Origin of the sequence: Citricoccus muralis, from assembly GCF_003386075.1 — a bacterium.
Lineage (GTDB): Bacteria > Actinomycetota > Actinomycetes > Actinomycetales > Micrococcaceae > Citricoccus > Citricoccus muralis.
On sequence record NZ_QREH01000001.1, the window covers coordinates 248356 to 265474 of the forward strand.

Here is a 17119-nt window from a genome sequence, read left to right on the forward strand (position 1 = left end):
GTTTCTCACCAGTTGCCAGGTGCGTCAGGTGAATCAGGTGCGTCAGGTTGATCGGCTGGAGGCGACGGGCAGGTGGCTCGGCGCGTCAGAGTCGGTCGATGATGCCGGCGAGCAGGGCGGAGATGCGCGGTCCGGCGGCCTCGCCGGCCTCCACGACCTCGGCGTGGCTGAGGGGCTCACCGCTGAAGCCGGCGGCGGCGTTGGTGACCAGGGACATGCCGAACACCTCCAGACCGGCGTGGCGGGCGGCGATCGCGTCCAGGGCGGTGGACATGCCCACCAGGTCGCCGCCGATCGCCTTGGCGTACCGCACCTCGGCGGGGGTCTCGTACTGGGGTCCGGAGAACTGCACGTACACGCCCTCGGGCAGGGACGAGTCCACCTCGCGGGCGATCTCGCGGATGCGGGGGGAGTAGAGATCGGTGAGGTCCACGAAGTTGGCCCCGACCAGCGGGGTGGCGCCCGTGAGGTTGATGTGGTCGGCCACCAGCACCGGGGTGCCCGGGGCCCACTCGGGCACGAGGGAGCCGCAGCCGTTGGTCAGGACCACGATCTCGGCCCCGGCGGCGGCCGCGGTGCGCACGGTGTGGGCCACGGCGCCGGCGTCGCGGTGCTCGTAGTAGTGCGTGCGGGAGCCGAAGATCAGGGCGTGCCCGGCGCCGGCGCCGTCCTCGCTCCCGGTGCGGTTCAGGCGCACGGAGCGCACGGTCGGGTTGTGCCCCGGAACCGAGGGGGCGGCGAAGCCGGGCAGCTCGGCGGTGGGGATGGTGTGGGTGGTCTTGCCGATCAACTCTGCGGCACCGCCCCAGCCGGACCCCAGCACCACGGCGATGCGGTGCCGGGCCACGCCCGTCAGCTGAGTCAGCGCGGCGGCGGCACGCCGGGCCTCGGAGAACCCCGGGTGGTTGCCCTGCAGCGGCGAGTGGCCGGACGGGTCGTCGAAGCTGGGGGCGGTGGAGGAGTCGGTGGAGGCGGTTGCGTCAGTCACGACCGTCAGCCTAGTGGGAAGCGCCGGAATCGGCCTGCGGTCCGGCCAGTCGGCATTCGGCGTGAGGCCGCGAGGTGGGACACAATGGAGTCTGTGACTTCCACCCCCATGTACTCGCGTCCCCGTCCCTCCCTCACCATCATCGGCGGCGGCCCCGGCGGCTATGAGGCGGCCATGGTAGCCGCCAAGCTCGGGGCGCAGGTGACCGTCGTCGAGTCCAAGGGCATGGGCGGATCCGCCGTGCTGACGGACGTGGTCCCCTCCAAGACCCTCATCGCCACGGCCGACTCCATGCGCCGGGCCGGGCGGGCCTCCGGGCTGGGTGTGGCCCTGGGGGCGGAGCCGGCGAGGGCGGACATGACCGTGGTCAACCGGCGATTGCTGAACTTGGCCTCCGAGCAGTCCCGGGACATCGGCCGGGCCCTGGAGCGCTCGGGAGTGCGCATCGTCATCGGCAGGGGCCGGCTGACCGGGCCCACCACGGTGGAGGTGACCACCGAGGACGGCACCGAGATGATCGAGTCAGAGAACATCCTCCTGGCCACCGGCGCCAGCCCGCGCGAACTGCCCACCGCCATGCCGGACGGGGAGCGCATCTTCAACTGGACCCAGGTCTATTCACTGACCGAGGTGCCCGAGCACCTGATCGTGGTTGGCTCCGGCGTCACCGGCGCGGAGTTCGCCTCGGCCTACAACCAACTCGGTGCGAAGGTCTCCCTGGTGTCATCGAGGGACCGCGTGCTGCCGGGGGAGGACCCGGACGCCGCTGCCGTGCTGGAGGACGCCTTCGTGGAGGATGGTGTGAACGTGGTCGGCAAGACCCGCGCCGAGTCCGTGGAGCGCACCGCCACCGGGGTGCGCGTGCACCTCTCCGGAGGCCGTGTGCTGGAAGGCAGCCATTGTCTTCTGGCCGTCGGCGGGATCCCCAACACCGCAGACCTCGGGCTGGAGGCGGCCGGCGTCAAGCTGACCGACTCCGGCCACATCGCCGTGGACGGGGTCTCCCGCACCACCGTGCCCGGCATCTACGCGGCGGGCGACTGCACCGGGGTCTTCGCCCTGGCCTCCGTGGCCGCCATGCAGGGGCGCGTCGCCGTGGCGCACCTGATGGGGGACGCGGTCAAACCGTTCCAGCCGCACCTGGTGTCCTCCAACATCTTCACCTCCCCGGAGATCGCCACGGTCGGCGTGACGGAGGAGCAGGTGGCCTCTGGCAAGTACCAGGCGGACATCCTCAAGCTGGACCTGAGCACCAACCCCCGGGCCAAGATGCAGAACGTCACCCACGGCTTCGTGAAGATCTTCGCCCGCAAGGGCTCCGGCACCGTGATCGGCGGTGTGGTGGTCGCCCCGCGCGCCTCCGAGCTGATCTACCCGATCGCCCTCGCGGTCAGCCACAAGCTTCACGTGGACGACCTGGCCAACACCTACACGGTCTACCCCTCGATCTCCGGGTCGATCTCCGAGGCGGCCCGCCGCCTCCACGTCCACCTCTGACCCCCGGTCCAAGGCCGGGTGCCGGGTGACACGGGAACGGAACAGTTACCACGACCGAAGGTGAATTGAAGGCACGGCCATGGTGGGTTCATCTCGCCCCAAGGGCGTGTTCACGTCGCGGTGATGGGCTTCTCCTGTCCGGTCTCATTGGGGACCATTGATTCGTCCAGGAGGGCTCAAGCACCATGACCGCATCCCAGACACATGAGGTGACCAACGTCGGCCGCCGCACGCTCCTCGCCGCCGGGGGAACGCTCAGCGCGGCAGCCGCTCTGACGGCGCTGATGGGCAACACTGCCCACGCCGCGGAGGGTCGCCGCCGCGGCGATGACACCATGCAGGCAACGAACAACGGCGGCTACGGTCCGCTGCAGCCTGCCCCCGGAGGCGAACTGCTCCTGCCTGCCGGGTTCGGCTATGTGGCCTTCGGCCACACCGGCACGCCGATGAGCGACGGTACGCCCACTCCCGGCATGCACGATGGCATGGCAGCCTTCCCCGGCGAGAACGGAATGATCAACCTGGTGCGCAACCACGAGCAGTCCCAGGGCGAGGCCTTCGGCGCCAACAGCTACGACTCATCCGCGGCCGGCGGCACGACGAACCTGGTCTTCGATCCGCAGAAGATGGAATTGGTGAGCACTTATCCGTCGCTGACCGGCACCATTCGCAACTGTGCCGGCGGCCCGACCCCGTGGGGATCCTGGTTGTCCTGTGAGGAGACCTTCTCCGGCCTGAACGTGGACCGCCCCCACGGCTACGTGTTCGAGGTGCCCTCAGACGCCACCTCGCCGGTCGACCCCGTCCCGCTGAAGGCCATGGGCCGTTTCACCCACGAGGCCGTTGCCATCGATCCGCAAACCGGGATCGTCTACGAGACAGAGGACCGGGGCACCTCCGGCTTCTATCGCTTCCTGCCGAACGACCGCGAGGACCTGACCGCCGGAGGCCGACTGCAGATGATGGCGATCAAGGGCCGGCCCCAATACGACACCCGCTCCGGCCAGAGAGTCGGCAAGCCGATGCCCGTCGACTGGGTGGACATCGCCGATCCGGACCCGGACAGCACCGACTCCCTGGCCGTGTTCAACCAGGGCCTCGAGCAGGGCGGCGCGGTCTTCGATCGGTTGGAAGGTGCCTGGTACGGGGACGGATCCGTCTACATCAACTCCACCAGCGGTGGAGACGCCGGTCTCGGCCAGGTGTGGGAGTACCGGCCCCGCGGCAACTCCGGTGGCCAGCTCGTGCTCGTCTACGAATCCACCGATCCTGACGTCCTCCAGAGCCCGGACAACATCTGCGTCTCCCCGAACAGTGGAGGCCTGGTGCTGTGTGAGGACGGCGGAGGAAAAGACCTGCTGCGCGGGGTCACCACGAATGGCCAGATCTTCGACCTGGCGGAGCTGAGCGACTCCAACACGAGTGAGCTGGCCGGTGCGACCTTCAGCCCCGACGGCCGGATCCTGTTCTTCAACGTCCAGACCCCCGGCATCACCTACGCCGTCACCGGCCCCTGGGAGAACGGCGCCCTCTAAGCGCTGCGTCCGGCACCGGCTCCTGCCGGAGCCCTGACGGAAACGACTCCGGTCCGGCACCTTCACTCCAGAAGGTGCCGGACCGGCGTCGTGGTGCCAGGGAAAATCGGCCGACTACGGTGCGGAGACGGCTTCCGTGGAGATCCCTTCCGACGCCGAATCCAGCGACTTCGTCTTGGTCTCAGGAGCGATGATCAGGGCGATCAGCGTGAGCACGGAGGCGAAGGACAGGTAGTAGCCGACGTGGGCCACAGAGAAGTTCAGCACGAGCCACTGGGCCACGAACGGGGTCAGGGCGGCGCCGAGGATCGAGGACACGTTGTAGGCGATGCCCGAGCCGGTGTACCGCGTGTTCGTGGGGAACAGCTCCGGCAGCACGGCGGACATGGGGCCGAAGGTCAAGCCCATGAGGGCCATGCCGACGATCAGGAAGATCATCATCTGCGTGGTGTTCAGGTCATTGCCCTGGCCGATCGAGCCGGCGCTGAGCCACCAGCCGAAGGTCAGGCCGAAGAGGATCAGCAGGATGGTGATGACGATCAGCGTGGGCTTGCGGCCGAACTTGTCCGCCAGCCAGCCGGCCACGGGCACGAAGGCGGCGAAGAACAGGATGCCGATCAGCTGCAGCACGAGGAAGTCCGCGTAGGGCACGCCCAGGCCGCTGGCATCCGGGGAGCTGATGGAGTAGGAGAGGATCCACGTGGTCATCAGGTAGAAGAGCACATAGGTGGCCAGCATGATGAAGGTGCCCAGGATGAGCTCCTTCCAGTTCTTCCGGAACACCTCGCCCAATGGGGCCTTGACGCGCTCGTCATTGTCCACAGCGCGCTGGAAGACCGGAGTCTCCTGCAGGCGCATCCGGACGTAGAGGCCCACGGCCACCATCACCAGGGACAGCAGGAAGGGCATGCGCCACACCCAGGTCAGGAAGGCGCCGTCCATGTCCGGGTTCGTGGAGTCGTGGTTGAAGCTGAGGGTCAGGATCAGGAAGAGGCCGTTGGCCAGCAGGAATCCGATGGGGGCGCCGAGCTGGGGCCACATCGCCGCCCAGGCGCGCTTGCCCTTGGCTGCGGTCTCGGTGGCCAGCAGGGCAGCGCCGGACCACTCGCCGCCGAGCCCCAGGCCCTGGCAGAAGCGCAAGATGGTCAGCAGGGCCGGAGCCCACAGGCCGATCTGGTAGTACGTCGGCAGCAGGCCGATGAGGAACGTGGCAATGCCCATGGTGAGCAGGGAGCCGATCAAGGTGGCCTTGCGTCCGACGCGGTCACCGTAGTGGCCGAACAGGATCGAGCCGATGGGGCGGGCCACGAAGGCCGCGCCGAAGGTGGCCATGGAGGCCAGCAGGGCCGCGCCCTCGTCACCGGCGGCGAAGAAGATCAGCGGGAAGACCGAGACCGCCGCCGTGGCGTAGACGTAGAAGTCGTAGAACTCGATCGTGGTGCCCATCAGGGACGCGATCACCACGCGGGACCGGGGGACGCCCAGTTCCTTGGTGCCGTCGTCCTTGACATGGACCGTGCCGGTCCCGGGATCCGGGGTTGAGCTGTCTTGGGACAGGTCAGTGGACATGGTTGCTCCTCGTGCAATGCAATGCAACGTCAGTGGTGTGCCGGCTCTTGGCCGGTGCGAAATGCGACCCGACGACTCTACGCGCGGGCGCCACCATGCGGACATCAGGTCCACATGGTGAGACGGCCTTGCCAGGGAGCTGTCTTCAGGCAGGGGTGATCCTGCCCTGGCGGACCAGGGGCGAGCGAGTCGGTGAGCGGAGTGATGCCGCCGGACGGGCACGTCCCCGGCAGTCTTAGTCCGCTATGGCGGCGATCGGCGCACCCGCGGTGACTGTGGCGCCCACCTCGGCGCTGAGCTCGGTGATGGTCCCGGACTTGTGCGCGGTCAGGGGCTGTTCCATCTTCATCGCCTCAAGCACCACGATCAGGTCGCCTTCGGCCACGGCATCCCCGACGCCGGCCGCGACCTTGACGATCGTGCCCTGCATCGGTGACGTCAGGGTGTCCCCGTTGGCTCCGCTGGCGGTGGCGCCCCGGGTGCCGCGGGACTTGCGGCGGCGGGAGCCGGCCTTGGCGCCGGTGGCCACGGTGGAGATGGCGCCGAGGATGGCGGGCAGGGTGACCTCGACCCGCTTGCCGTTGACCTCCACGGTCACGGAGCGGCGGTCCTCGTGATCCTCCTCGGAGTCACCAGGGCCCCCCGGGGTCCCGGCGAACGGGGCGATGGTGTTCTCGAAGCCGGTCTCGATCCACCGGGTGTGCACGGTGAACGGGGTGCCGTCCTCCGGTGCGAAGGCCGGATCAGACACCACGGCACGGTGGAACGGCAGAACGGTGGGCATGCCGGCGACCTGCATCTCGGCCAGGGCGCGGCGGGAGCGCTGCAGGGCCTGTTCGCGGGTGGCGCCGGTGACGATGAGCTTGGCCATCATGGAGTCGAAGGCGCCGGTGATGGTTTCGCCCTCCTCCACGCCGACGTCCACGCGCACGCCCGGGCCGGAAGGCAGTCGGAAGCGGGTCAGGGTGCCGGGGGAGGGCATGAAGTTCTTGCCGGCATCCTCACCGTTGATGCGGAACTCGAAGGAGTGGCCGCGGACCTCGGGGTCGTTGTAGCCCAGCTCCTCACCACGGGCGATGCGGAACTGCTCGCGCACCAGGTCCAGGCCGGTGACCTCCTCAGAGACGGGGTGCTCCACCTGCAGGCGCGTGTTGACCTCGAGGAAGGAGATGGTGCCGTCGGTGCCCACGAGGAACTCGCAGGTGCCCGCGCCCACGTAGCCGGCCTCCACCAGCAGTGCCTTGGAGGATTCGTACAGTCGTTGCTGCTGTTCGGCCGTCAGGAAGGGCGCCGGGGCCTCCTCGACAAGCTTCTGGTTGCGGCGCTGCAGGGAGCAGTCGCGGGTGGACACCACCACCACATTCCCCGCCGCATCGGCCAGGCACTGGGTCTCCACGTGCCGCGGGGCGTCCAGGAAACGCTCCACGAAGCACTCACCACGGCCGAAGGCAGCGGTGGCCTCACGGACCGCGGAGTCGAACATCTCGGGGATGTCGTCGCGGCTGCGGACCACCTTGATGCCGCGGCCTCCGCCACCGTGGGCGGCCTTGATGGCCAGGGGGAGTCCGTGGGTGTCGGCGAAGGCGAAGACCTCGTCCGCGTTCGCCACGGGGTCGGCGGTGCCGGGCACCAGGGGGGCGCCGACCTTCTGGGCCAGGTGGCGCGCGGAGACCTTGTCCCCCAGCTGCTCGATGGCGCCGGCCGGAGGGCCGATCCACACCAGGCCGGCAGCCTCGACCGCGCGGGCGAAATCGGCGTTCTCGGACAGGAAGCCGTAGCCAGGGTGGATGGCATCTGCGCCGGAGGCCCCGGCGGCGTCGAGGATCTTGTCCACCACCAGGTAGGAGTCAGCGGCCGAGGCCCCGCCCAGGGCGATGGCGTCATCCGCCATGCGCACGTGCAGGGATTCGCGGTCCGGCTCCGCGTAGACGGCCACGGCGGTGAGTCCCTCGTCATGTGCCGCGCGGATGATGCGGACGGCAATCTCCCCGCGGTTGGCCACGAGCACCCGCGAGAAGGGGCGGGGTGCGGTGGTGGCGGTCGGCGTCGGCTGGGACATCGGGGCGGGACTCCTTCATGAGCTTCGGCGCAGGCTGTCTGCGGGTGGGCCGGACCCTACCTGGTGTCGGGGCAACCCACCTGCCGAGCCTAGACGTGACCGTGGGTTTCCTACAGGATCCGGGGCGTTTTCCCCGCGCCGCGCCGCATCGATTGTAGGAATCCCACAAACAACCTCCTGCTATTGCACAGGTGACAGCGCGGCCCCGGTCTGAGCGCGGCGGCGCGTCACTACCGCCACGATCATGACGGCAAGGCCCACCACGGTCAGGACGGTGCCGAGCAACGCCGGCGAGCGGTACCCGAGCCCGGCGTCCACCACCACGGCACCGAGGAAGGCGCCCAGGGCGTTGGCGAAGTTGAACGCGGCATGGTTCATGGCCGCGCTGACCGAAGGGGCATCGCCGCTCTCGCGCAGCAGGCGCACCTGCAGGGCGGTGGTGAAGAGGGATCCGGCGACTCCGAGCAGCAGCACACAGGCGATGGCAATGGCGGGGACGTGCGCCAGCGCGGCGAAGACCAACAGGACCAGCCCCAGACTGGCAACGCCGAGCAGGGCGGACTTCTCGATCGAGCGGTCCACGAGTGGTCCGGCGATGAGTGAGCCGAGGGTCATGCCGACGCCGTAGCAGACGAGCACCCAGGGCACGGCGGACTCGGGCAACCCGGTGAGGTCGGTCATCGTCGGCGAAATGAAGGTGTAGACGGCGAACATCCCGCCGAAGCCGATGGAACCTGCCACGAGGGTGAGGATGACCTGGGGGCGCTTGAGCGTGCGGAGTTCCCCGCGGATGGACGGCGCCAGCCCCGGCTTGCTGCGCGGGACGAGGACGAACACGGCCACGAGCGTGAGCATCCCGATCAGGGCGACCATGCCGTAGGCGGTCCGCCAGCCGAACTGGGCGCCCAGGGCGGCAGCCGCGGGCACGCCCACGATGTTGGCCACGGTCAGCCCGAGGATGACCCTCGCCATGGCGGTGGCCCGGCGATGTGGGGCCACCAGCGTGGAGGCGACCACGGCACCGATGCCGAGGAAGGCCCCGTGGGGCAGCCCGGTGATGAAGCGGGAGACCAGCATCAACGGCAGCGACGGTGCCAGGGTGGAACCGATGCTGCCGATGACGAACAGAGCGGCCAGCACCAGCAGCAGGAGCCGGCGTTCCATCCGGGCGGTCAGGGCGGCGATGAGCGGTGCGCCGATGACCACGCCGATCGCGTAGAGGGACACCGCGTGGCTCGCCTCGGTGATGGTGGCGCCGAATCCCTCGGCGATGTACGGCAGCAGGCCCATGGTGGCGAACTCGGCCGTGCCGATGCCGAACGCGCCGATCGCCAGGGCGAAGATGGCCAGCCGCGCGGTCCTCGCGGGAACCGGTGACTGCCCGGGGCGCTCGGAGCCCTCGGGCGTTGCCAGGCCGGACGCGGCGGCAGTCGCCTCGGTGGTCTGGGTGGGGGCCATGGGAGTTCTCCTGGTGGACGGCGGCGGATCACTCCGCACGGGCCTCCCCACGCTAACGCCGCGGACTCGGCCGCCTCACCCGAAAAGGGCCCCAGGGCGTGTGAGAACAGGCACACCGCCAGCAGGCATACCGGCGGCTCAGGCGTTCCTGGCCTCCCACAGGGACGCCAGGGACACCCCGAACTCCGTCAACAGACTGCGCAGGGTGGAGACGGACAGGCCGATCACAGCATTCGGGTCCCCCTCCACCGCGGTGACGAAGGCTGCTCCGCGACCATCGATCGTGAAGGCCCCGGCGCACTGCAGGGGCTCACCCGTGGCCACGTACGCGGCGATCTCCTCCTCGTCCACGTCGGCGAACCTCACCATGGCGCTCGAGAGCGCCCCGGTCGCCGGCCGCGCGAGCGGGGCACCGTCATCACGGCTGGTGATGTCACGGTTGTCCACGACCCAGTGGCCGGTGTGCAGTTCTCCAGTACGTCCGGACTGCGCCCGCCAGCGCTCTATGGCGACCTCGGGTTCCCAGGGCTTGCCGTAGGCCACGCCGTCCAGCTCGAACACCGAGTCGCAGCCGATCACCAGGGCGCCCGACGCTTTGGGGTGCCCGGCGACGTCCTCGGACTTGGCCCGGGCCAGCAGTTGGGCGGTCTCGGCGGGACTGGCCAGCGGATGGGCCGCAGCGATCGCGTCCTCGTCCACATCCGAGACCACCACGGCGAAGGGGAGGCCGGCGGCCTCGAGGATCCGAGCCCGGGCCGGCGAGGCCGAGGCCAGCACCAGCCGCGGCACCGGTGTGCCGCCGTCGTGGGCCTGCTGTTCGGTCTGTTCGGTGGCAGGCAGGGCGTTCGCTCCCGCATCCGTCTGGCCGCTCATGCCATCGCCTCGCGCAGAGTGTCCAGCCCCATGGAGCCCAGGCGCAGGGCCCGGGTGTGGAAGGCCTTGAGGTCGAACTCGCGGCCCTGGGCCGCGGCGCGGTCGGCGTGTTCGGCGCGGATCTGCTCCCAGATGCGCTGACCGATCTTGTATGAGGGCGCCTGCCCCGGCCAGCCGAGGTACCGGACGAATTCGAACCGGATCTGTCCGGGGGAATCGTTGAGGTGCTTGTTCAAGAACGCGAATCCCTGCTCCGGAGTCCATACGCCGCCGCCCTCGGACGCCGGAGCCTCGAATCCGCAGTGCACGCCGATGTCGAACACCACACGGGCGGCACGCATCCGCTGGGCATCCAGCATGCCGAGGTGGTCACCCGGATCCGTGAGGAAGCCGAACTCGTCCATGAGCTTCTCGGCGTACAGGGCCCAGCCCTCGCCGTGCCCGGAGGTCCACAGCCCGTTGCGCCGCCAGTCGTTCAACTCGTCCCGGGCCAGCATGGCCGTGCCGATCTGCAGGTGGTGGCCCGGCACACCCTCGTGGAAGACGGTGGTGGTCTCCTGCCACGTGGTGAAGGAGTCCTCCCCGGCGGGCACGGACCACCACATACGGCCGGGCCGGGAGAAGTCGTCCGAGGGGCCCGTGTAGTAGACGCCGCCCTCCTGAGTAGGGGCGATCATGCACTCGACCCGGTCCATCGGTGCGGGGATCTCGAAGTAACGGGTCATGGACTCGAGCGCCGCGTCGGTGATGCCCTGCATCCAGCCCCGCAGTGCGTCGGTGCCCTGCAACCGGCGGGCCGGGTCCGCGTTCAACACTGCGCGGGCCTCCTCGATGGTGGCGCCGGGTTGGATCCGTTCGGCGTCGGCCTGCTGGGCCTCGATGATCCGCGCGAGCTCCTCCTGCCCCCACGCGTACGTCTCCTCCAAGTCAATCTGGGCGCCCAGGAACTCCTGCGAGTACAGCCCGTAGAGGTCCCGCCCGACGGCGTCCCGTTCCGGCGCATTGTCCCGCACCTCCAACGTCAGGAAGTCCGCCAGACCCTGGTAGGCGGTCCCGGCCTTGCGCGCCTGGGTCTCCAGCTCGGTGAGCAGGGCGGAGGGCACGACGCCGGCCGCGGCCGCGCGCTCGACCAGCCCCGGGAAGAAGCCCCCGGCGGCGGAGTGGGCCTCCGCCTGCTCGATGACGATGTCGACCTGGCGCTGGGCGGCGACCTGGCCGGCGTCGCGCGATGCCCGCAAGGACTCGGCGTATCCCGCCAGGGCACCGGGCAGGTTGGCCAGCCGGCCGGCGATGTTGGCCCAATCCTGCTCGGTCTCCATCGGCATCAGGTCCAGGATGTTGCGGATCTCCTGGGCCGGGGAGGCCAGGTTGTTCAGCTCGGTGCGGCCGGTGGCGTGGATCCGGCGTTCCAGCCCCACCCGCTCGTGCAGCGCGGCGGCGGTGACGCGGTCCACGTCGTCGGCGGGAGTGAGGCAGTCGAGGTCCTCCAAGAGGGTCCGATTCAGCTCGTCCTGGGCGGCCGTTCCGGCGGGGGAGTAGTCCGAGTACTCCGTCTCGTGACCCGGGTGGCCGAGCGCAGTGGCCTCCTCGGGGTGCAGAGCGAGGGTGTCGGCGAAGTAGCGGTTGGCCAGCGCATCGATCGCGGAGAGCTGGCGGGGCCGGCCGTTCTGACCGGGCGGGTTCTGCTGGTGCGGCGGGGTGTGACCGGTGGGTTCGCTCATGGCAGCACCCTAACCGTTTCCGACGTCACGGTTTCCACGTCGCCGGGCCACTCTGCACCCCGGCCGGCTCCCTCCCTTGAGCCACGGTGATCCTGCCGAGTCATCACGATGATCGCGATGGCTCGGCAGGATCACGAGGGCCGCGTGTTCGTCCGAGGGGGGTATGGGCAGTGCCTCCTTCGCTGCGACGCGGGGGCGTAGCGTTGACGGTAGAGCTTGCTGAGGCACCCGGCGAAACAGTCCCGGACGTGGTGCGTGATGGCTCTCGACGCCACAAGGAGAAGTCCCTCGCCATGACCGAGCAGTCGCAAGAGCGCCGTCGCCCCAGCCGAGGGCCGTTCCTGACCCTCGTCCTCTTCGGAGTGATCGCGGGAACAATGATCCTCATCGGGGCCGGCCTGTTCATTGGCCAGCGTTCGGGCGGTGGCCTGATGGCATGGAGCTCGGAGTGCACGGTGAGCACCGCGGACGGGATGGTCGGACTCGACCGTGAGGAGGCGAAGCTGGCCACCACGGCTGTGGCGCTCTCGGCGCGGGGGTTGGCCGCCCCGGATACCTCAGACCTCGACTCGTTGGTCGTACGGCGTCTGGCCGAGGGGCCACCCGAGGATGCCGGTGCGAGTCTGAGCTGCCGCGGGTCGGTGCGAGAAGACCTTCCGGGGCAGCAGCCGAACGCCACCGGATTGACGCCACGCGCGGAGCTGGTCAGGGAGTCGATGACCGACGTGTTCGGCGAGCAGAGCCTGGGCGGGTTCGCGCCGGGCGGCGTGGATCAGGGGCACCAGGAGGGGTCCACCCACTACGAGGGCCGGGCCATCGACATCTTCTTTCGCCCGGTGTCCGAGGAGAACCGGAGGGATGGATGGTTGCTGGCCCACTGGCTGGTCGCCCATGCCCAAGACCTGGACATCCAGTACGTCATCTTCGATGACCGGGTCTGGAGCGCCCGGAGCTCACGCGGGCAGTGGCAGGACTACCGTGCATCCGACCCGGGCAACGAGATCCTGCGCCATCTCGACCACGTGCACGTGGACGTGGTGCGCGGCGGAACCGACTGAGGCATGGTCAGCTCTCGGCGGTGACCGGTTGTCTCAGGATCGTGCGCAGCTTCTCAGGAGCGACCTTGCGCGGGTCGCTGAGGTAGATCTCGTGGTGCTTGCCGACCATGCAGAGACCCTTGTCGGGGATGAACTCGTGGTGCATCCGTGCCAGCACCTCGGCCTCGTCATCGAACGAGCCGACGTGCAATGTCTGTACGCAACGTCCCTCGGACAGTGTTTCCAGACGGACGTCGCCCAGGCGGTCTGGGCGATCCCTGGCTCCGGCCTGCTCGATGGCCGTGTCGAACATCTGTTGGTCGGTCCACTCGGGGACCATGATCATCATCGACCAGTCCCAACGGGATTTGTCTCGTGAAGCGGTGAAGGAGTCCATATCCTCGGCCCACCACAGACCCTCCAGAGGCATGACCACGTAGTCTCGTCCGAGGTCGCGTTTGCTAGCGAACTTGAGCTTGTAGGCCACCGGATAGAGCGCCCTGAGTGCCTCGGCGTAGGCAGGGGAGGTGTTCGGATCACCGTGGCCATCGATCATGAGATACCTCGTGTCTGGCACATCCACGATCCGAAACTGGTGCCGTTTCGCCTGGTAGGCGTCGAGGCTCTTCTTGTAGTCAACCTTGTCGTTCATCGGGAACCTGGACTTGGGGTGAAGACCGCTCAGCGCTGTCCGGCGGCGTGTTTCCAGGAGCCGGAGCCGGGGCGGGCCCACAGTCCGAGGCGGCGCCGGCGGTCCAGGGTGCGGTCCCGGTCGGTGCGTCCGGCACCCTCACGCCGGTGCTGTTCGGCCTGGGCGGCCACGGCGTGGATGACCGCGGTCAGGGCGGCCGTCTCCTCGGCATCGAGGTTGCCCTTGACGAGTAGTGCCGGCTCCGGCGCCTGGCTGGTCTCAGGGGTGGGGTGCTGCGTGTCCATCATGGCCTCCCGGGTTGACCCAGTCGCAGTGGTGTTGGGGTTCTCAGTGTGGTCGAGGGTGTCCCGGCCGCTCACAGCGGGATGTTCCCGTGCTTCTTGGCGGGGCGGGACTCGCGCTTGTGGAAGGTGGCCCGCAGGCCGCGCACGATCTGCGTCCGTGTCTCGGCCGGCGTGATGACGGCGTCCACGTAACCGCGGTCGGCCGCCTGGTAGGGGTTGAGCAGTTCCGCTTCGTAGCCCTCGATGATCTCCTGGCGTTTGGCCTCCACATCGCCGCCGGACTCCTCGACGGCCTTGAGGTCCCGGCGGTAGAGGATGTTGACCGCTCCTTGGGCCCCCATCACGCCGATCTGGGCGGTCGGCCAGGCGAGGTTGAGGTCCGCGCCGAGTTTCTTGGACCCCATGACGATGTAGGCACCGCCGTAGGCCTTGCGGGTGATGACGGTCAGCTTGGGCACCGTGGCCTCGGCGTAGGCGTAGATGAGCTTGGCGCCGCGGCGGATGATCCCGGAGAACTCCTGGTCCGTGCCGGGCAGGAACCCGGGGACATCCACGAACGTGATGATCGGGATGTTGAAGGCATCGCAGAACCGGACGAAGCGGGCGGCCTTCTCCGAGGCATTGATGTCCAGGGTGCCGGCAAACTGCATCGGCTGGTTGGCCACGATCCCCACGGAATGCCCCTCGACCCGGCCGAGTCCGCAGATCACGTTGGGCGCATAGAGCTCCTGGACCTGCAGGAAGTGGGCGTCATCCACCACGTGCTCGATCACGGTGAGCATGTCATAGGGCTGATTCGCCGAATCGGGGATCAGGGTGTCCAGCTCGAGGTCCTTGGCGGTGACGTCCAGCTCTTCCTCGAACGGCTCCACCGGCCCCTCGGCCAGGTTGTTGGACGGGAGGAACTCGAGCAGTTCGCGAACATACTCGAGGGCGTCCTCCTCGTTGGCGGCCAGGTAGGAGGCCGTGCCGGTGGAGGCGTTGTGCTGGCGGGCGCCGCCGAGGGTCTCCATGTCCACGTCCTCGCCCGTGACGGTCTTGATCACGTCCGGGCCGGTGATGAACATGTGGGAGGTCTTGTCCACCATGATGATGAAGTCGGTCAGCGCGGGGGAGTAGGCCGCGCCGCCGGCTGAGGGCCCCATGATGAGGGTGATCTGCGGAATCACGCCGGAGGACATGACGTTGTTGCGGAAGATATCCGCGAACATCGCCAGGGAGGCAACCCCCTCCTGGATCCGCGCCCCGCCGCCGTCGTTGATCCCGATCACCGGGCAGCCGTTCCGGGCGGCGAACTCCTGGACCTTGACGATCTTCTCGCCGTTGACCTGGCTCAGGGAGCCGCCGTAGACCGTGAAGTCCTGGGCGTACACAGCCACCATGCGGCCGTCGACGGTGCCGTAGCCGGAGACCAGTCCGTCCCCGATGGGCTTCTTCTTCTCCATGCCGAAGGCGGTGGTGCGGTGTACCGCGAGGGCATCGAACTCGATGAACGATCCCGGATCCAGCAACATCTCGACGCGCTCGCGGGCGGTGTGCTTGCCCCGGTCATGCTGCTTGTCCACGGCGGCCTGGCCGGACGGCAGCGCGGCCTCGGCCCGGCGGCGCTCCAGGTCCTGCAGCTTGCCGGCCGTGGTGGTCAGATCCGGTTCGGTCACAGGTCCTCCGTCGGTTGGAACTTTCATACAAGCGGTGTGGCGGTGGTTTCGGGGTACGCCCCGTGAACATCACGGCCAGGGCCCAGTCTAGTGACGTCAGGACCTCCACCTCTTGTAGGAACCGCACAAGATTGCCGCCGGTGGCCCCCGGATTGGTCCAGCGAATGACCAGTACGACCCGCTATACCTAGAAGCATGACCATCAACTGGCTGGAGCAGGCCGACTCGACGCAGGAACAACTCATCGCCCAAGCCACGGCCCAACCGGACCGGTGGCCGCACCTGTCTGCCCTGGCCACCCTGGACCAGCGGTCGGGCCGGGGCCGCCGGGGGCGCGGCTGGACCACCCCTCCCGGCACGGCCCTGTCCGTCTCCGTGGTGCTGCGCCCGGAACTTCCCGTGGAGCACTTCAGCTGGGTCACGCTGGTGGCAGCGGCCGCCACCAGCGCAGAGCTGCGGAGCCTCGGAGTCCCGGCCCAGGTGAAATGGCCCAATGACGTGCTGGTTGAGGACGGCCGCAAGCTCTGCGGCATCCTCGCCTCCGTGCTGCCGGACCAGTCCGGGATCGTGCTGGGGCTCGGCCTGAACCTGGACTTCGGCCCCGGCGGGGCCCCGGTCCCCACGGCGACGTCGGTCGCCGAGTGGGTGCCCGAGGGCACCGTGCCCTCGGCACCGGACCTGCTGGACACCGTGCTGGACGCGCTGTCCGCGCGCCTGGACGACTTCACGCGCGCGGTCCGTGATCACCCCGGAGAGGTGGACGGAGCACACCCGGCCGCGGCCGGCGTCGTGGGCCAGCTGGCGACCTTGGGCACCGAAGTGACCGTGCATCTGCCGGACGGTTCCCGGCTGAGGGGGACCGCGAGGGCGCTGGGACCCGGGGGAACCCTCCTCGTGGAGCCGGCCGACCGTGGGAAGATGGATACAGCGGTGCCCGGCACCACTCGGCGCGGTGACCTGCTGGAGGTTTCCGCCGCTGACGTGGTGCACCTGCGCCGCTGATGGACTGCAGCCGGACCGCAGTAGTCCGAGGCAACCCGACGATTACTGGAGAGGACGGCCCGACGTGGGACTGAGGCTGGCGCCCGGTGAGCAGGTACGCGTGCGTACCCGCTCGCATCCGCGAGCCCTGATCATGCCTGTCCTGCGCCTCATGCTGATCGCCCTGGCCACTGGCTATGTGCAGGGCTTCCTCGCCCGGCCGGACCTGGCGGAGGTTCTGGTGGATTCCCGCAGCTGGCTGGTGGTCGCGGCCTGGATCCTGGCCGCCGTGGCCCTGCTCTTCGGTTGCCTGCGCCCCGCCTGGCGTTGGTTCAACCGCCGCACGCTGCTCACCACGCGCCGCATCCTGCAACGGGCCGGAATCGGCAAGTGCAGGGAGCGCTCCCTGCACCTGCTCTCCGTCTACGACGTCCGTCTGCGCCAGCGCCGCGGGCAGAAGATGACCCGTTCCGGGGACCTTCTGGTGGACCATGGAGCCGGCGGCTCGTGGGTGCTCGCGAACATGCCCGAGGCGGCACGCTTCCGGGAACTGATCCTTCGGGAGGTCGGTGCCCTACGCCAGGAGATCTCCGCCCACGCCGGGACGGCCGGCCCACCGGTGGCACCAGGACCGGCACTGCGGCCGGCACCAGGACCAATGATGAGGGGTGACTACCGTGGCTGAGTACACCGGTCCGATGGACGACTGGGACGACCTGCCCGAACTGACGCCACTGGATGACCACGGTGATCTGGGCCTGCTGACCGAAGGCGTTCAACCCGCGGCCGAGGCCTCCGGTCCCGCCG

The 17119-nt window shown here is 69.0% G+C and carries 14 protein-coding genes; 5 read left to right on the forward strand and 9 right to left on the reverse strand.

Annotated features, from left to right (window positions below; genetic code table 11):
* Positions 1-85 precede the first annotated feature (85 nt).
* Complete coding sequence (locus tag C8E99_RS01035) at positions 86-988, reverse strand: purine-nucleoside phosphorylase (protein WP_170144497.1); 903 nt, start codon at positions 986-988, stop codon at positions 86-88.
* Positions 989-1072: 84 nt separating this feature from the next.
* Between C8E99_RS01035 and C8E99_RS01040 the strand changes: the two genes are divergently transcribed.
* The gene (locus C8E99_RS01040; protein ID WP_211308966.1) at positions 1073-2485 is read left to right on the forward strand and encodes an NAD(P)H-quinone dehydrogenase; all 1413 of its coding nucleotides are present in this window, start codon (positions 1073-1075) and stop codon (positions 2483-2485) included.
* Positions 2486-2670: 185 nt separating this feature from the next.
* On the forward strand, positions 2671-4020 hold the full coding sequence (locus C8E99_RS01045) for an alkaline phosphatase PhoX (protein WP_115930713.1): 1350 nt from the start codon (positions 2671-2673) through the stop codon (positions 4018-4020).
* A gap of 114 nt (positions 4021-4134) precedes the next feature.
* Here C8E99_RS01045 and C8E99_RS01050 read toward each other — a convergent pair whose 3' ends face one another.
* From C8E99_RS01050 to C8E99_RS01070, 5 genes are all read right to left on the reverse strand, one after another.
* Positions 4135-5589 carry an MFS transporter gene (locus C8E99_RS01050; protein WP_115930714.1) on the reverse strand — a complete coding sequence of 485 codons (1455 nt, stop codon included), beginning with the start codon at positions 5587-5589 and terminating at the stop codon, positions 4135-4137.
* Positions 5590-5824: 235 nt separating this feature from the next.
* On the reverse strand, positions 5825-7648 hold the full coding sequence (locus tag C8E99_RS01055) for an acetyl/propionyl/methylcrotonyl-CoA carboxylase subunit alpha (protein WP_115930715.1): 1824 nt from the start codon (positions 7646-7648) through the stop codon (positions 5825-5827).
* A gap of 180 nt (positions 7649-7828) precedes the next feature.
* On the reverse strand, positions 7829-9106 hold the full coding sequence (locus C8E99_RS01060; RefSeq protein ID WP_115930716.1) for an MFS transporter: 1278 nt from the start codon (positions 9104-9106) through the stop codon (positions 7829-7831).
* A 138-nt stretch (positions 9107-9244) separates the two neighbouring features.
* On the reverse strand, positions 9245-9979 hold the full coding sequence (locus C8E99_RS01065; protein WP_115930717.1) for a Maf family protein: 735 nt from the start codon (positions 9977-9979) through the stop codon (positions 9245-9247).
* Positions 9976-11700 carry a DUF885 domain-containing protein gene (locus C8E99_RS01070; protein ID WP_115930718.1) on the reverse strand — a complete coding sequence of 575 codons (1725 nt, stop codon included), beginning with the start codon at positions 11698-11700 and terminating at the stop codon, positions 9976-9978. Before C8E99_RS01070 ends, C8E99_RS01065 begins: the two co-directional genes overlap by 4 nt.
* A gap of 293 nt (positions 11701-11993) precedes the next feature.
* Here C8E99_RS01070 and C8E99_RS01075 point away from each other — a divergent pair, with 293 nt between their 5' ends.
* A complete protein-coding gene (locus tag C8E99_RS01075; RefSeq protein ID WP_115930719.1) occupies positions 11994-12758 on the forward strand; it encodes a VldE C-terminal domain-containing protein in 765 nt (254 codons plus the stop codon).
* Between the two features lie 7 nt (positions 12759-12765).
* On the opposite strand, the gene C8E99_RS01080 is transcribed toward C8E99_RS01075, so the two are convergent.
* The 3 genes from C8E99_RS01080 to C8E99_RS01090 are packed head-to-tail and all read right to left on the reverse strand — an operon-like array spanning position 12766 to position 15331.
* Positions 12766-13389: a GyrI-like domain-containing protein gene (locus tag C8E99_RS01080; RefSeq protein ID WP_115930720.1), complete on the reverse strand. Its 624-nt coding sequence runs from the start codon at positions 13387-13389 to the stop codon at positions 12766-12768.
* A gap of 29 nt (positions 13390-13418) precedes the next feature.
* Positions 13419-13748 (reverse strand): acyl-CoA carboxylase subunit epsilon, encoded by a 330-nt coding sequence (locus C8E99_RS01085; RefSeq protein ID WP_115930721.1) that lies wholly within the window; start codon positions 13746-13748, stop codon positions 13419-13421.
* Positions 13745-15331, reverse strand: coding sequence for an acyl-CoA carboxylase subunit beta (locus tag C8E99_RS01090; RefSeq protein WP_245952013.1), 1587 nt, complete (start codon positions 15329-15331; stop codon positions 13745-13747). The genes C8E99_RS01085 and C8E99_RS01090 overlap by 4 nt, the downstream gene beginning before the upstream one ends.
* 195 nt (positions 15332-15526) lie before the next feature.
* Here C8E99_RS01090 and C8E99_RS01095 point away from each other — a divergent pair, with 195 nt between their 5' ends.
* Both C8E99_RS01095 and C8E99_RS01100 read left to right on the forward strand, forming a co-directional pair.
* Positions 15527-16333 (forward strand): biotin--[acetyl-CoA-carboxylase] ligase, encoded by an 807-nt coding sequence (locus C8E99_RS01095; protein WP_115930723.1) that lies wholly within the window; start codon positions 15527-15529, stop codon positions 16331-16333.
* 100 nt (positions 16334-16433) lie between these two features.
* Positions 16434-16997: a PH domain-containing protein gene (locus C8E99_RS01100; protein ID WP_147301151.1), complete on the forward strand. Its 564-nt coding sequence runs from the start codon at positions 16434-16436 to the stop codon at positions 16995-16997.
* Positions 16998-17119 lie beyond the last annotated feature (122 nt).

Bases quoted from the DNA above. Each gene is read 5' to 3' on its own strand.
- C8E99_RS01040 (WP_211308966.1), top strand. From the start codon at position 1,073: ATGGAGTCTGTGACTTCCACCCCCATGTACTCGCGTCCCCGTCCCTCC.
- C8E99_RS01045 (WP_115930713.1), top strand. From the start codon at position 2,671: ATGACCGCATCCCAGACACATGAGGTGACCAACGTCGGCCGCCGCACG.
- C8E99_RS01050 (WP_115930714.1), bottom strand. From the start codon at position 5,589: ATGTCCACTGACCTGTCCCAAGACAGCTCAACCCCGGATCCCGGGACC.
- C8E99_RS01055 (WP_115930715.1), bottom strand. From the start codon at position 7,648: ATGTCCCAGCCGACGCCGACCGCCACCACCGCACCCCGCCCCTTCTCG.
- C8E99_RS01060 (WP_115930716.1), bottom strand. From the start codon at position 9,106: ATGGCCCCCACCCAGACCACCGAGGCGACTGCCGCCGCGTCCGGCCTG.
- C8E99_RS01065 (WP_115930717.1), bottom strand. From the start codon at position 9,979: ATGAGCGGCCAGACGGATGCGGGAGCGAACGCCCTGCCTGCCACCGAA.
- C8E99_RS01070 (WP_115930718.1), bottom strand. From the start codon at position 11,700: ATGAGCGAACCCACCGGTCACACCCCGCCGCACCAGCAGAACCCGCCC.
- C8E99_RS01075 (WP_115930719.1), top strand. From the start codon at position 11,994: ATGACCGAGCAGTCGCAAGAGCGCCGTCGCCCCAGCCGAGGGCCGTTC.
- C8E99_RS01080 (WP_115930720.1), bottom strand. From the start codon at position 13,389: ATGAACGACAAGGTTGACTACAAGAAGAGCCTCGACGCCTACCAGGCG.
- C8E99_RS01095 (WP_115930723.1), top strand. From the start codon at position 15,527: ATGACCATCAACTGGCTGGAGCAGGCCGACTCGACGCAGGAACAACTC.